Source organism: Caulobacter sp. BE254, assembly GCF_031457295.1.
Taxonomy (GTDB): Bacteria; Pseudomonadota; Alphaproteobacteria; order Caulobacterales; family Caulobacteraceae; genus Caulobacter.
Window position 1 is genome coordinate 1 of sequence record NZ_JAVDWJ010000011.1, and the last position, 13,870, is coordinate 13,870.

A 13,870-nucleotide genomic window follows, 5' to 3' on the forward strand; every position below is an offset into this window, starting at 1 on the left:
TCCGACCACGGCATCGCACAGCCTCCCGCCAAAACCGCGAGAACTGTTACCCATCTATCCGGGCTGGTCCGTCACCTCTCTATCCGGGCAGGACATAGTTCTCCTTTCTCCCGCAGGGGGAGAAGGAAAGATGGCGCAAGGATTACTTCCCCTTGGTCAGATACCCCTCCAGCAGCTCCAGCGCGTGCGCCAGCCGGGCCCGGCGCCATTCCGGCTTGCTCATGTCGGTGTCCAGGGTCACCGACAGCGAATAGCCGTTGGCCAGGTGGAAGCGGCTCATGGCCGCGATGGTCACGTAGATCTGGGCCCAGTCGAGGTTGTCGCGGAAGATCCCCTGCTTCTGGCCGCTGTCGATCAGCCGCTCGATGGTCCGGCGCAGCGGAAACGCCGTCTCGGTGACCTTGCGCGATTGCGAGACGAACTTGCCCTGCAGCAGGTTCTCGTTGCGCAGCAGGCCGTCGATGCGCGGGTTCTTCTCGAAATAGTCGGAGGTGAAGCGCTGCAGGGCGAGAAAGCCTTCCAGCGGCCGGTCGAAGTCGATCTCCAGCTCGGCTTCGCGGCCGCGCAGGTCCTCGTAGGCGGCCTCCAGCACCGCCAGGTACAGGCCCTTCTTGTCGCCGAAGTAGTGATAGAGCATGCGGATGTTGCACTTGGCGGCCTTGACGATCTTCTCGATCCGCGCGCCGGCGTAGCCCGCCTGGGAGAACTCGCGCAGCGCGGCCGTCAGGATCGCCTTGCGCGTCCGCTCGGCGTTGCGCTTGCGGGGCGCCGGAGCGGCGTCGTCGGTCGGTTCGGCCGATGGCGTCTCTACCAGGGTGGTCACTGCGTCTTCGCTCCCGCCTTGATCCAGGCGCCCAGCTGGGCGCGTTCCTGATCGGTAATGTGAGTCTCGTTGCCGAGCGGCATGCTGGTCGTCTCGACCGCGCGCTCGCGGATCTTGCCCGCATAGCGCGCCATCCCGGCCGGCGTGTCGAAGGCCGCGCCGTTGGGCGGGGCGGTGAAGCCCTTGTGGGTGGGTACGGCCGAGTGGCACGCGACGCAGTGCTTCTGGACGATGGTCTGGGCGACCGGGAAGGGCACGTCGGTGGCGATCTCCGCGGTCTTGGGCCTGAGGCTGGCGATCATGCTGACGCTGAAGATCAGGAACGCCCCAAGGATCAGGTAGTCGGGCTTAATGACCCCGTGGTGGCGCAGGATGAAGAAGTAGCGGATCGACACCCCGCCGGCGCTGATCAGGGCCAGCAGCAGCCAGGCCAGGTGGTGGCCCGTCACCGCCGGATAGTGGTTGCTGATCATGATGAAGATGACCGGCAGGGTCATGTGGGTGTTGTGCACCGAGCGCTGCTTGCCCATCGCGCCCAGGCGCGGATCGACGGGGCGGCCGGCCAGCATGTCGGCGACGATCTTGCGCTGGTTGGGGATGATGATCAGGAACACGTTGCCGACCATGCACGTGCCGATGATCGCGCCGACATGGATGAAGGCCCCTCGGTCGGAGAACAGCTTGGTCAGGACGTAGGTCGCCCCGGTCAGGCACAGGAACCAGACCACCCCGAACAGGCGCGGCTTCCCGCCCAGCGGCGAGCGGCACAGGCCCTCATAGACAGCCAAGCCGCCGAAGATGAAGGCCAGGCCCGTGGCGATCGCGCCAGCCTGGCTGAAAGCGTGCTTGCTGGCGTCGATCAGATAGACGGGTGCGCCGACATAGTAGAGCACGATCAGCAGGGCGAAGCCCGACAGCCAGGTGGTGTAGGCCTCCCACTTGAACCAGTGCAGGTGGTCGGGCATGTGGGCCGGGGCCGTCATGTACTTCTGCGAATGGTAGAAGCCGCCGCCGTGCACGGCCCACAGCTCCCCTTTCACCCCGTCCTTCGGCGGCTCGGGGGCGCGCAGGTTGTTGTCCAGCCAGACGAAGTAGAACGAGGCGCCGATCCAGGCGACGCCGGCGATCACGTGCAGCCAGCGCAGGGACAGGTTCAGCCAGGTCGTGACGTCGTAATCCATGCTAGGCCGTCACCGCGTCTTGCAGCCGAAGCTTGGAGATCAGGCCGATCTGCGCGATCGCCTCGGCGATCTCGGCGGCCCTGTGGTTGTCCAGGCGCGCCTGCATGGCGGCCAGGATCGCGGTCTTGTCGTTCAGGCGCACGGCGATGATGAACGGGAAATCGAAGCGCTGGCGATAGGCGGCGTTCAGGACGTGGAAGCGCTCGAACTCCTCCGGCGTCAGCCGGTCCAGGCCGGCGCTGGCCTGTTCGGCGTTGCTCTCGGCGGTCAGGGTCTTGGCGATCGCCGCCTTGCCGGCCAGTTCCGGGTGGGCGCGGATCAGGGCCAGGCGCTCGTCCTCCGAGGCGGCCTCCAAAACGGCCATGGTCGCGGCGTGCAAGGCCTCGACGCTGTCGAACGGCGCGGCGTCATAGGCGCGCTGCACCACCCATGGCGACAGCTCGAACGCAAAGCCGAGCGTGGTGGCGAAGCCGGTGCGGTTCATCCGGTTCAGGTCGGCCAGGGTCAGGGGCGGGGCGCTCATTTGGCGCTCTCCTTGTTCGCGGGGGCCTTGTAGGGATGGGTCGCGATCCAGTGACGCGCGATGTCGATGCGCCGTGCGACCCAGACCTTGTCGTGGGCGGTCACGTGCTCAAGGAAGCGGCGCAAGGCCATGATCCGCCCGGGCTTGCCGACGATGCGGCAGTGCAGACCGACGCTCATCATCTTCGGCGCCGTCTCGCCCTCCAGATAGAGCGCGTCGAACGTGTCGCGCAGATAGGCGAAGAACTGGTCGCCGCTGTTGAAGCCCTGCGGCGCGGCGAAGCGCATGTCGTTGGCGTCCAGCGTGTAGGGCGCGATCAACTGCGGCCGGCCGTGCTGGTCGTCCCAGTAGGGCAGGTCGTCGGCGTAGCTGTCGGCGTCGTAGACGAAGCCGCCTTCCTGGGCGACCAGCCGGGCGGTGTTGGGGCTGGTGCGGCCCTGGTACCAGCCCAGCGGCCGCTCGCCGGTCAGGGCCTCGTGGATCTCGATGGCCTGGGCGATGTGCTCGCGTTCCAGCGCCTCGGGGAAATGCTGGTAGTCGATCCAGCGATAGCCGTGGGTGGCGACCTCCCAGCCGGACTTCAGCATGGCCTCGACAGCGTCGGGGTTGCGGGCCATGGCCTGGGCCACGCCGAAGACGGTCAGCGGCAGGCCGAAGTCGTCGAACAGCCGGCGGATCCGCCAGAAACCGGCCCGCGCGCCGTATTCGTAGAGGCTCTCCATCGCCATGTGCCGGGCGTCGGGGACCGGCTGGGCGCCGACCATCTCCGACAGGAAGTGCTCGGCCTGGGGGTCGCCATGCAGCACGCTGCGCTCGGCGCCTTCCTCGTAGTTGAGGACGAACTGTACGGCGATCCGGGCGCCGTTCGGCCATTGGGCGTGAGGCGGGTGCTCGCCGTAGCCGACGAGGTCTCTTGGATAGGTCATGCCGCTCCCCCCACCGGCCCCTTGGGCCGCCTCCTCCACAGGGGGAGGACCTTTCTAGATGCTCCCCCCGTGGGGGAGCTGTCGCGGAGCGACTGAGGGGGGAGTGTCATGAGAACACCCCCAGCGCCGCGTCCACCCCGGCCCCGGCGGCGAACCCATAACCCTCGCCGCGCAGCACCGCCTCCAGCGCCGCCAGGGTCGTCAGCACCGCGTGCTTGCGCGCGTTCACGCCCATCGCCCCGATCCGCCAGACCTTGCCCGCCAGCGGCCCGAAGGCCGTGCCGATCTCGATCTCGAAGTCGGTGCGCATCCGCGTCCGCACCCGGTCGCCGTCGACGCCCGGCGGGATGACCACAGCGGTGACGTTGGTCATCTTGTGGGCCTTGTCGCCGTAGACGGTCAGGCCCATGGCCTCGACCCCGGTCACCACCGCCGCCCCGGCCTGGGCGTGGCGGGCGAAGCGGGCCTCCAGCCCTTCCTCCAGCACCACCCGGGCGCATTCGCGGGCCGCATACAGCATCGAGGCCGCCTCGGTGTGGTGGTTCAGGCGCTTGTCGGACCAGTAGTCCATGATCATCGCCAGGTCGAAATAGTTGGAGGCGATGCGGCGGCCGTTGCCGGCGACGCTCTCGGCCGTAGCGATGCCGGCCTCGACGTGCTTGCGGCCGTTGATGTGCTCGGCGGCGCGGTCGGAGATCGTGATCGGTCCCGAGCCGGACGGGCCGCCGAGGCACTTCTGCAGGCCGCCGGTGACGATGTCGGCCTGCCAGGCGTCGACGGGCGTGCTCATGCCGCCGATCGTCGCGGTGGCGTCGACATAGAGCAGGGTGTCGTAGCGTCGGCAGATCTCGCCGATGGCCGCGATCGGCTGGGCCATGGTGGTCGAGGTGTCGCCGTGCACGCAGGCCACCAGCCGCGGGCGCACGCGCCTAACCGCCTCCTCGATCGCCTGCGGGTCGACGACCCTGCCCCATTCGCCCTCGACCAGGGTGACCTTGGCGTCGCAGCGCTGGGCGATCTCCGACAGCAGCAGGCCAAAGCGCCCGGCGTTGACGATCACCACGTCGTCGCCCGGCGCCAGCACCGAGACCAGGGCCGCCTCGATGGCGGCGCGCGAGGTGCCGTCGATCAGGAAGGTCCAGCGGTTCTGCGTCTGGAACACCTGGCGGTACAGCGCCATGGTCTCGTTCATGTAGCCGGTGAACTCCGGGTCGAACTGGCCGAGAAGCTGCACCGACATGGCCCGCAGCACGCGCGGGTGCACGTTGATCGGGCCAGGGCCCATCAGCAGGCGGGCGGGATGGTCGAGTTCGCCGAAGGTTTGGGTCATGTCTTGGTCTTGGATCTGGTTAGCGCCGTGCGTCCTTCGAGGCCCGCCTGCGGCGGGCGCCTCAGGATGAGGAAGTCAGCAACAATGCTCCTCATCCTGAGGCGCCGCGTAACGGCCTCGAAGGACGCATTGCGTCGAAATCGTCGGCCAGCCGCTCCACGAACTCCAGCATCGCCCGCGCCGCCAGGGCGCAGTCGGCCTCGGTCACGGCCTCGCGCGGATTGTGGCTGATCCCGCCCTCGCAACGGATGAACAGCATGGCGGTGGGGCAGAGGTCGGCGATGACCATGGCGTCGTGGCCGGCCCCGCTGGGCAGGCGGCGCGGCGCCTGGCCGACGGCGGCGACGGCGTCTTCCAGCAGGGCGGTCAGGCCTGGATCGCAAGGGCTGGCGGCCAGGTCCTGCATCAGGGTGACCGACGCCTCCAGCCCGCGCCGGGCGGCGATGGCCTGGATCTCGGCGGTGACCGCCTCGACCGCGGCGTCGCGGGTGGCGGCGACCTCGGCCCGGACGTCCATCGAATATTCGACCGCGCCGGGGATGACGTTGAAGGCGCCGGGCAGGGCGGTGATCCGGCCGACGGTGCCGACCAGGCCGTTCTGCCCGCCGGCGCAGATCCGCTCCAGGGCCAGGATCGCCTCGGCGGCGGCGGGGCCGGGGTCCTTGCGCAAATTCATCGGCGTGGTGCCGGCGTGGCCGGCCATGCCGGTGAACCGCACCATCAGCCGCTTCTGGGCGGCGATGGCGGTGACCACGCCCAGGGCCAGGCCCTCGGCCTCCAGCACCGGGCCTTGTTCGATGTGAGCTTCCAGGAAGGCGAAGATCTCGCCGGGCTTGCGGGCGGCCTCCTCCAGGCGCGTGGGATCCAGGCCGAAGGCCGCGAAGGCGTCGGCCAGGCTGACCCCGTCGGCGTCGGCCATCTCCATCACGCTGGGGCTGACGGTCCCGGCCACCGCGCGGCTGCAGGTCATCGAGGCGGGGAAGCGCGAGCCCTCCTCGTCGCCGAACGCGATCACCTCGATCGCGAACGGCGGGCGGCGGCCGGCGCGGGCCAGGACCTCGACCAGGTCGATTCCCAGCATGACGCCCAGGGCGCCGTCGTAGCGGCCGCCGTTGCGGACGCTGTCGATGTGCGAGCCGATCAGCAGGGCCGGAGCGTCCGGCGTCTGGCCCTCGTAGCGGCCGATCAGGTTGCCGGCGTGGTCGCGACGGGCCGTCATGCCGGCCTGCTCCATCCAGAAGGCCAGGGTCTTGAGCGCTTCGTCGTGGGCCGGCGTCAGGAAGCGCCGCACCAGCATGCCTTCGGCCTCGCTGAAGGGCTCCACGCCCATCAGGTCGCAGCGGGTCTTGGCCCGTGCTCCAGGCGCGAACTCGCCGATCTCGAAGGCCTCCGCCACCCTGTCGGGCTCCCCTTTGCCGTTCCACGCCATTCGTGACATCCTGCCTAGCATCGCGGGCGACAAAGCCCACGACGATCGCGGCTCGCTCCGGCCGATCGGCGCGGATGCCTCGACAAGCGCCAGACCCCGTGGCCGGCGCCTGAAGCTAAGTCATAAATCACTTACTTAGTGAAGGGCGATGTGAAGGGCGATCCTGCGCAGACGACGCTTAGGCGGACAGGTCGAGGTGCAGGAACTGGCTGAATCCGCTGTCCTCGTAGTCCGAGAACGGCCCGCCGTCGACGAAGCCGCGCCGGCGATAGAGCGCCAACGCCGGTTCGAACGCCGGGCCGCGTCCGGTTTCCAGGCTCAGCCGCGTCAGGCCCAGCGCGCGGGCCTGGGCGATGACGGTTTCGAGAAGCAGGGCGGCCACGCCGCGCCGCAGGTGGTCGGGGTGGGTGCGCATGGACTTGACCTCGCCCGTCCGGCCGTCGAGCTGCTTCAAGGCCCCGATCCCGCAGATGTCCGGGCCCGACCAGGCGCTCCAGACGGTGACGTTAGGCGCCTTCAGGCCCGACAGGTCCAGGGCGAAGACATGGCCGGGCGGCGAGGTTTCGTGCATCCCCTCCAGATGCAGCCGCAGCAGGGCCCGGGTCTGTGGGCTGGAAAGATCGTCTTGTCGAACATCCAGGCGCTGGACGCTTGGCGCGCTTTGCATCGTCGGGTCTCCGAAGGGATTTCAGCGTCGGTCGATGACGACCACGTAGCGGCAGGAGCGGTCGGTCTCGTTGGCCAGGACCACGTCGGCGGGCGGTCCGAACGCCAGGCAGTCACCGGCCTCGAGGACGTGCCGCTCGTCGCCTTCGACGACGGTCAGGGCGCCGTCGCGCACCCAGATCGCCTGGCGGATCATCGCGTAGGCCGAGGCCGGAAAGCCCACGCGCTTGCCGGCCGGCAGGTCGATTTGCGCCAGTTCGACCGGATGGTCCGGCATGGCCAGCACCTGGCGGCGGACGTAGCCCGTCTCGGGATCGGTCCATCGCGGCTGGCTGGCGGCGCGCGACACGCGGCCCGCCGGCTGCTCGGCGCGGACCAGCAGGCCGGCCAGGGTGAGGCCGAAGGCGGTGGACAGCCGCACCAGCAAGGCCGCGGTGGGACTGGTCTCGCCGCGCTCGATCTTGCTGAGCATCGCCTTGGACACGCCCGAGTGCTGGGCGACGTCGGCCAGCGACCAGCCGCGCGCCTCGCGCTCCAGGCGCAGGCGCCGGGCCAGGGCGGTGTCGATATCAACCGTGGTGTCCAGTTGTCCACTATAGTAGACATCTTGGCCGTGACAAGACGCGCAACGACGGCCCCAGCCGCCTAGGCTTCCGCCGTCGCGGGCGCCTCGTCCGCCAGCGAAAGTCGTCGCCGGGGCAGGGCCTCGGGGATCTCGTCGCGCAGGAAGGCCATCATCTGCTCGCGAACGTCGCAGCGCAGGTCGAAGACCGTCGGGGCGTTGCGGGCGCTGACCAGGCAGCGCACCTCCAGCACCTGGGCGGTGACGTCGGTGACCTGCAGGGCGACCACCTTGCCGTCCCACAGCTTGGAGTCCCTGGCGATCTCCCGCAGCTTGGCGCGCAGGCGGTCGATCGGCGCGGCGTGGTCGACATAGAGCATGGCCGTGCCGATCAGGGCGGCGCTCTCGCGGGTCCAGTTCTGGAACGGCGTCTGGATGAAGTAGCTGAGCGGCAGCACCATCCGCCGCCAGTCCCACAGCCGCACTACCACATAGGTGGCGTTGATCTCCTCGATATTGCCCCACTCCTTCTCGACGATCACCGCGTCGTCGAGGCGGATCGGCTGAGTGACGGCGATCTGGATGCCGGCGATCAGGTTGGTCAGCAGCGGCTGCAGGGCCAGGCCGACGATCAGGCTGGCCGCGCCGCCGGCCGCCAGCAGGCTGACGCCCCACTGGCGCACGCCCGGAACGGTCATCAGGGCCAGGCCCGCCGTGACCAGGCCGACCACCACCGTGCAGGCCCGGCGCAGGATCTTGACCTGGGTCAGGTGCTTGCGGGCCAGCAGGTTGTCCTCGACGTCCACCTTGAACCGCCGCAGGTAGAGGGCCGCGCCGATGTCCAGCGCGGTCAGCACGATCCAGCCGACCAGCACGATGAACAGGATCAGCAGCACGTGCTTGGCGCTGGCGGCCTGGGCGGGGGTCAGGGGCGCGACCGAGGCGGCCAGGCTCAGAGCCGCGACGATGAAGGCCATCCGGGTCGGCCGCCGGGTGCGCACCGCCAGGGCCGACCAGAAGGCGTCCTCGGCCAGCGAGCGGCGCACGACCCGGACCAGCACGAAGTGCACGGCCAGGGCCACGAGCACGGCGACGGCGATCAGACCCAGGCTGATCGCCCACGGCGGCGCCCAGGCCAGGCGCAGCGCCAGGTCCGTGAGCCGGGGAGGGGATGCGGACATGCCGGTCTGAACGCGCGGAGCGTCGGTAGGGTCCGTAATTCTAGACCCTCCCCCTGTGGGGGAGGTGTCGGCGAAGCCGACGGAGGGGGGAGTTGTGCGACCCTGGTCGCATCCCGGATCGACCGTCTTAAAACTCCCCCCACCGGCCTTTGGCCGCCTCCCCCACAGGGGGAGGGCCTTGGCTAAGAGGCCCCGCTCATCCACGCGTCCAGGTCCGCCAGCGCCCGGATGCTCATCAGCCGCTTCTTGGCGCGGCCGCGTTCCTTCAGCGGGATCTTGACGCCGTTCTCGTCGAGCTTGGGCGCTTCCAGCGGCGGCAGCAGGCCGTAGTTGATGTTCATCGGCTGGAAGCTGGTCTTGCCCTCCGGGCCGCCTTCCAGGTGGCCGCCGGTCACGTGGTCGACCAAGGCCCCAAGGGCGGTGGTCGGCGGCGGGGCGTCCAGGGTCCGGCCCAGGCGCTCGGCGGCGGCGAAGCGGCCGGCCAGCAGGCCGGTGGCGGCGCTTTCGACATAGCCCTCGACCCCGGTCATCTGGCCGGCGAAGCGCAGGCGCGGGGCGACCTTCATGCGCAGGCTGCGGTCCAGCAGGCGCGGGCTGTTGATGAAGGTGTTGCGGTGCAGCCCGCCCAGCCGGGCGAATTGGGCGTTCTGCAGGCCCGGGATCATCCGGAACACCTCGGCCTGGGCCCCGTGCTTCAGCTTGGTCTGGAAGCCGACCATGTTCCACAGCGTGCCCAGGGCGTTGTCCTGGCGCAGCTGGACGATGGCGTGGGCCTTGACGGTCGGGTCGCGCGGGTTGGTCAGGCCGACAGGCTTCATGGGGCCATGGCGCAGCGTCTCGCGGCCGCGCTCGGCCATCACCTCGATCGGCAGGCAGCCGTCGAAATAGGGCACGTGCTCCCAGTCTTTGAACTCGGCCTTGGGGCCTTCGAGCAGAGCGTCGATGAAGGCCTCGTACTGGGCCTTGTCCATCGGGCAGTTGATATAGGCGGCCGCGTCGCCGCCGGGGCCTTCCTTGTCGTAGCGCGACTGACGCCAGGCGATGTCCATGTCGATGGAGTCGACGTGGATGATCGGGGCGATGGCGTCGAAGAAGCTGAGCTGGCCTTCGCCGCTGAGCTCCAGGATGGCGTCGGCCAGGGCGGGCGAGGTGAGGGGACCGGTGGCGACCACCACGCTGTCCCAGTCCTCCGGCGGCAGGCCGGCGACCTCCTCGCGGGCGATGGTGATCAGCGGGTGGGCCTCGATGCGGCGGGTGACCTCGCCCGAGAAGCCGTCGCGGTCGACCGCCAGGGCCCCGCCGGCCGGCACCTGGTGCTGGTCGGCGGCCGACAGGATCAGCGAGTCCAGCCGGCGCATCTCGGCGTGCAGCAGGCCCACGGCGTTGAACTGCCAGTCGTCGGAGCGGAACGAGTTGGAGCACACCATCTCGGCCAGGCCGTCGGTCTGGTGGGCGTCGGTGCGGATTTTTACTTGTCCTACCGCTTCGCTGCTTGAGGACGGGTCGGGCAGGTCGCGCCGCATTTCATGCAGGACGACGGGCACGCCGGCCTGGGCGATCTGCCAGGCGGCTTCGGAGCCGGCCAGGCCGCCGCCGACGACATGGATCGGGGCGCCGGAAGACACAGAAGAAGATGGGGAAGAAGACGGGGAGGTGCTCATGGCCGCCCTCATACCTCCGCTGGCCAGCCGACGAAACCTGCGTGTAGGTTGGGTGAAGACTCAAGGTTGCGGGGGACGGGGCATGGCGAGGTTTTCGGCGACAGGCGCGGCGACGGCCGGGTTCGGGGTGATCGGGCGGGCGCCCCTGGCGGTGCTGGCCTGGGGACTGGTGATCCTGGTGACGCTGGTCGGGCCGATGGTGGCCCTGATGTGGACGCTGGCGCCGCAGTTCATCGACATCGTCAAGGCGATGCCCGACCCGGCGTCGTCGTCTTCGGGCGCGGCTGACCCCGCGATGATGGCGCGGATGATGCAGCTGCAGGGCAGCATGATGGGCGTGAACGTGGTCAGCTGGGTCGGCGGGGCTCTGGTCAAGGCGGTGGTGGCCGGGGCGGTGTTCCGCGCCGTGCTCCAGCCGGACCAGAAACGCTGGGCCTATCTGCGCCTGGGCATGCCGGAGCTGTGGCTGGGGCTGGTGACCCTGGTCCAGACCGTGCTGTTCGCGATGGCCTATCTCGCCGTGCTGTTCATCGGCCTCATCGTGGGCCTGATCGTCTTCCTGGTCGGCTCGGCGGCGGGCGAGGCCGGCAAGCTGGTGGCCGGGCTGCTGATCGCCCTGGTGGTCCTGGCGGCGATGGGGGCCCTGATCTGGGGCGTGCTGCGCCTGTCGATGGCCGGGCCGATGAGCTTCGTCGAGAGCAAGTTCCTGCTGTTCGAGTCCTGGAGCTTCACGCGCGGCCAGAGCGGCCGGCTGCTGGGCATGGCGGCGCTGCTGGTGCTGATCCTGATCGGCCTGGAGCTGGTGCTCTACGCGGTGCTCGGCCTGGCGGCCTTCGGGTCGTGGGCGGGAATCAAGGCCATGGTCGAGGCCTTGCAGGGCCAGCCGCCGCGGGCCTGGCTGCATGCGTTCTGGAAGATCGCGGCGATCGGGACCGTCGTGCTGTCGTTCCTGGGCGCCTTCGCCATGACCCTGGTCTACGCGCCGTGGGCCAAGGCCTATCAGGAACTGGTCGCTTCCGGCGCGGGCAAGGCCTGACACGGCGCGGCGCCTGTCCACGCGGCGCCAAGGCCACGGCCGGCGAAATTCAGCGTGACACCCGCCGCGACTCGTCGCCAAGCCGGGGGCGAACCGCTTATGACTCCTGGGATTCGAGGGGCTCGCGGTCGCGGACGGGAGAGGGCTTCATGGCTGAGGGATCGGCGGCGATCGGGCGGACCGTTCGCGCCGGCATGGCGGGATGGGCGCCGGGTCTGCGGACCTGCTGGGCGGCGCTGGTCGCCGGCGCGGTCCTGGGCCTGCTGCCCCGCGCCCCGGGCCTGGCCTTTCTCGGCCTGCCGCTGGAGCTGGCGGCGACGACCGTGGCCTACGGCGCCCTGTATCGACACGCGTTCGACGGGCCCGCCGGCTTCAAGGGCCTGCGCTGGGGCGCCGTGGAATGGCGGCTGCTGGCGGTCCAGGTCCTGGTCACCGTGATCCTGACCGTCGTCATGGCCGTGCTGGCGGTGTTGGTTGGCGCGGTGGTCGTGGGCGTGGCCAAGAGCAACGCGCCGGGCCTGGACATCACCTCGGTCGACGCCTGGCGCGCCGCGCTGGGCGGCCCCGGCGCCCTGGCCGCCAGCCTGCCGCCGCTGCTGTCGATGGCGATCATGCTCTGGCTATTCCTGCGCTTGTCCCTGGCCCCCGCCGCCACGGTCGACCTGGGGCGGATCCAGGTGCTCAGCGCCTTCGGACGCACGCGCGGCGTGGTGCTGGTCCTGGCCGCGGCGGGGACCGTGCTGGCCGCGCCGGCCGTTATCCTGGTGGTGCTGATCGGCTATCTGCGGGCGATCGCCGGCTTCGCCGAGGGCACGCTGGTTCCCGAGCTGGTCAGCGTCGCCCTGGTGTTCTTCTATCTCATCCCGGTCTGGACCGCGGCCCTGGTCGACGTCTATCGCCTTCAACCCGCCCCGACACCTGGAACCCTCCGGACATGACCACCTTCTCGCCCGTCCAAGCCGCGCTCGAGGGCGTCCGCATGACCCGGCGCAAGCCGCTGGTCGTGCTGGCCTGGGCCGCCTGCTACTTCGCCATGCTGGTCGTTCTAGGCCTGGTGGTGGCCTTCGCGTTCGGTGGCACGGTTCGGACCGACCTGGCGCTGCTGGCTCGCACCAACGACCTGCGCGAGCTGATCGACATCGTCGCCCGCCGCAAGGGTACGCTGCTGCCGCTGATCGCCTTCGCCGTGGCCCTGCAGTCGGTGATCAGCGTGGCGATCATGCGGGCGGTGGTGCGGCCCCAGGAGCGGCGCCTGGCCTATCTGCGGGTGGGCCCCGAGGAGGCGCGGCAATTCGTCGTCGCCCTGGTCGGCTGGGTCGTGGCCCTGGTCGTCACCGCCCTGCCCAGCGCCGTGCTGGTGCTGATCGGCGCGGGCCTGATCAGCCTGGGCGCGGTCGAGACCAACCGCTGGGTCGAGGTGCTGGGCGCCATCGCCGTGGCCGGCCTGTCGATCTGGTTCGGCATCCGGCTGTCGCTGCTGTCGATCACCACCTTCGCCGAGGGCAAGCTGTCGCTGCGGCGGACCTGGGCCCTGACCGACCACCACTTCTGGCGCCTGCTGGTCATGTATTTCCTGGCGGTGGTGCTGACGATCCTGGTCAGCGTGGCCCAGACCGTGGTGTCGGGGCTGATCCTGACCTTCTCCGGCGGCGTCACCAACCCGATCATGCTGGCCTTGTCCGGCCTGGCCACCATGCTGCTGGCGCCGTTCTTCTTCACCGTCCAGATGGTGATCCTGACCGCCGCCCCGGCCCGGGCCTATTACGACCTGCACGAAAGCGAGCTGGCGCCCGCCGCCGTCTAGGCGCCGGCGCTGGGTCTCGCCGACGCCCTTTCCCGCCAGGCCCTCAGCCGCTCGGCCCCTTCCGGGACGTCCAGGCCGATGAAGGCGGCGAAGTCGATCGTGGTCAGGGCGACGATGTCGGCCATGCCGTAGGCGTCGCCGGCGATCCACTCGCGGCCGTCGGCCAGTTCGCGGTCCAGCCAGCCCATGGCCTTGGCCGCCAGCGGCCGGTTGGACTCGCCGAACTCGCGGTTCTGGACCAGCAGCGAGGCGGTCAGCGGGTGGGCGTGGCGCCAGTACATGGCGACCGGGATCATCAGCTGGAACTCGACGCGGCGGACCCACATGTCGGTGCGCGCCTGGCTCGGGGCGCAGGTCCCGAACAGCGCCGGCGCCGGGTGCAGGGCCTCCAGGTAGCGACAGATGGCGACGCTCTCGCTGATCGTCTGGCCGTCGTCCAGCTCCAGCACCGGAACCTGGCCCAGGCTGTTGCGGGCCTTGTGCTCGGGCGACTTGTGGCCCCCCTGGCGCATGCCAATGCGGATCTCGGGCAGGTCCAGCCCCTTCTCCGCCGCGAAGATGCGCACCCGGCGCGGGTTGGGCGCGGGATTGGCTTCACCGTACAGCTTCACGACATTCTCCCGGCACGGCCCGTTCCGACCGCTTCAAACGAACGTTAGAATTGGCCGGGGCGTTTGGATAGGCGGAAACGTCTGGCGGGGCTGTCGCGCGGCCGCGAACCTTGTTAGGCGTGGGCCAGATGGAACGG

Annotated in this window: 14 protein-coding genes; 3 read left to right on the plus strand and 11 right to left on the minus strand. The window is 69.8% G+C overall.

Features of this window, described 5'->3' with window-relative positions:
- Positions 1-142: 142 nt before the first annotated feature.
- The 10 genes from J2X41_RS18010 to trmFO form a co-directional block, all read right to left on the minus strand.
- On the minus strand, positions 143-823 hold the full coding sequence (locus J2X41_RS18010) for a TetR/AcrR family transcriptional regulator (protein WP_310083878.1): 681 nt from the start codon (positions 821-823) through the stop codon (positions 143-145).
- Positions 820-2,004, minus strand: a complete 1,185-nt coding sequence (locus J2X41_RS18015) for a urate hydroxylase PuuD (protein WP_310083879.1) — start codon at positions 2,002-2,004, stop codon at positions 820-822. Before J2X41_RS18015 ends, J2X41_RS18010 begins: the two co-directional genes overlap by 4 nt.
- 1 nt (position 2,005) lies before the next feature.
- Entirely contained in the window at positions 2,006-2,527 is a 522-nt protein-coding gene (gene uraD, locus J2X41_RS18020) for a 2-oxo-4-hydroxy-4-carboxy-5-ureidoimidazoline decarboxylase (protein ID WP_310083880.1), read from the minus strand.
- Positions 2,524-3,453 (minus strand): allantoinase PuuE, encoded by a 930-nt coding sequence (gene puuE, locus J2X41_RS18025; protein WP_310083882.1) that lies wholly within the window; start codon positions 3,451-3,453, stop codon positions 2,524-2,526. Before puuE ends, uraD begins: the two co-directional genes overlap by 4 nt.
- A 106-nt stretch (positions 3,454-3,559) precedes the next feature.
- Positions 3,560-4,783, minus strand: coding sequence for an alanine--glyoxylate aminotransferase family protein (locus J2X41_RS18030; protein WP_310083885.1), 1,224 nt, complete (start codon positions 4,781-4,783; stop codon positions 3,560-3,562).
- A 91-nt stretch (positions 4,784-4,874) separates the two neighbouring features.
- Positions 4,875-6,212, minus strand: coding sequence for an allantoate amidohydrolase (locus tag J2X41_RS18035; protein WP_310083886.1), 1,338 nt, complete (start codon positions 6,210-6,212; stop codon positions 4,875-4,877).
- Between the two features lie 178 nt (positions 6,213-6,390).
- Entirely contained in the window at positions 6,391-6,879 is a 489-nt protein-coding gene (locus J2X41_RS18040; RefSeq protein ID WP_310083887.1) for a GNAT family N-acetyltransferase, read from the minus strand.
- A gap of 21 nt (positions 6,880-6,900) precedes the next feature.
- A complete protein-coding gene (locus J2X41_RS18045; protein WP_310084268.1) occupies positions 6,901-7,464 on the minus strand; it encodes an XRE family transcriptional regulator in 564 nt (187 codons plus the stop codon).
- Positions 7,465-7,523: 59 nt separating this feature from the next.
- Positions 7,524-8,621, minus strand: a complete 1,098-nt coding sequence (locus J2X41_RS18050) for a mechanosensitive ion channel family protein (RefSeq protein WP_310083889.1) — start codon at positions 8,619-8,621, stop codon at positions 7,524-7,526.
- A gap of 182 nt (positions 8,622-8,803) precedes the next feature.
- Positions 8,804-10,282, minus strand: coding sequence for a methylenetetrahydrofolate--tRNA-(uracil(54)-C(5))-methyltransferase (FADH(2)-oxidizing) TrmFO (trmFO, locus tag J2X41_RS18055; RefSeq protein ID WP_310083891.1), 1,479 nt, complete (start codon positions 10,280-10,282; stop codon positions 8,804-8,806).
- Positions 10,283-10,364: 82 nt separating this feature from the next.
- On the opposite strand from trmFO, the gene J2X41_RS18060 reads away from it, so the two are divergent.
- The 3 genes from J2X41_RS18060 to J2X41_RS18070 all read left to right on the plus strand — a co-directional run bounded on the left by J2X41_RS18060 (position 10,365) and on the right by J2X41_RS18070 (position 13,122).
- Complete coding sequence (locus J2X41_RS18060) at positions 10,365-11,318, plus strand: hypothetical protein (protein ID WP_310083893.1); 954 nt, start codon at positions 10,365-10,367, stop codon at positions 11,316-11,318.
- A 149-nt stretch (positions 11,319-11,467) separates the two neighbouring features.
- Entirely contained in the window at positions 11,468-12,256 is a 789-nt protein-coding gene (locus J2X41_RS18065; RefSeq protein ID WP_310083895.1) for a hypothetical protein, read from the plus strand.
- Positions 12,253-13,122: a hypothetical protein gene (locus J2X41_RS18070; RefSeq protein WP_310083896.1), complete on the plus strand. Its 870-nt coding sequence runs from the start codon at positions 12,253-12,255 to the stop codon at positions 13,120-13,122. Before J2X41_RS18065 ends, J2X41_RS18070 begins: the two co-directional genes overlap by 4 nt.
- Here the strand turns inward: J2X41_RS18070 and J2X41_RS18075 are convergent.
- Positions 13,119-13,733, minus strand: coding sequence for a glutathione S-transferase family protein (locus J2X41_RS18075; protein WP_310083898.1), 615 nt, complete (start codon positions 13,731-13,733; stop codon positions 13,119-13,121). The genes J2X41_RS18070 and J2X41_RS18075 overlap by 4 nt on opposite strands.
- Positions 13,734-13,870 lie beyond the last annotated feature (137 nt).

Coding starts and splice junctions, on each gene's coding strand:
- J2X41_RS18030 (WP_310083885.1), bottom strand. CDS start 4,783: ATGACCCAAACCTTCGGCGAACTCGACCATCCCGCCCGCCTGCTGATG.
- J2X41_RS18035 (WP_310083886.1), bottom strand. CDS start 6,212: ATGGCGTGGAACGGCAAAGGGGAGCCCGACAGGGTGGCGGAGGCCTTC.
- J2X41_RS18070 (WP_310083896.1), top strand. CDS start 12,253: ATGACCACCTTCTCGCCCGTCCAAGCCGCGCTCGAGGGCGTCCGCATG.
- uraD (WP_310083880.1), bottom strand. CDS start 2,527: ATGAGCGCCCCGCCCCTGACCCTGGCCGACCTGAACCGGATGAACCGC.
- J2X41_RS18040 (WP_310083887.1), bottom strand. CDS start 6,879: ATGCAAAGCGCGCCAAGCGTCCAGCGCCTGGATGTTCGACAAGACGAT.
- J2X41_RS18050 (WP_310083889.1), bottom strand. CDS start 8,621: ATGTCCGCATCCCCTCCCCGGCTCACGGACCTGGCGCTGCGCCTGGCC.
- J2X41_RS18015 (WP_310083879.1), bottom strand. CDS start 2,004: ATGGATTACGACGTCACGACCTGGCTGAACCTGTCCCTGCGCTGGCTG.
- J2X41_RS18065 (WP_310083895.1), top strand. CDS start 11,468: ATGGCTGAGGGATCGGCGGCGATCGGGCGGACCGTTCGCGCCGGCATG.
- puuE (WP_310083882.1), bottom strand. CDS start 3,453: ATGACCTATCCAAGAGACCTCGTCGGCTACGGCGAGCACCCGCCTCAC.
- J2X41_RS18060 (WP_310083893.1), top strand. CDS start 10,365: ATGGCGAGGTTTTCGGCGACAGGCGCGGCGACGGCCGGGTTCGGGGTG.
- trmFO (WP_310083891.1), bottom strand. CDS start 10,282: ATGAGCACCTCCCCGTCTTCTTCCCCATCTTCTTCTGTGTCTTCCGGC.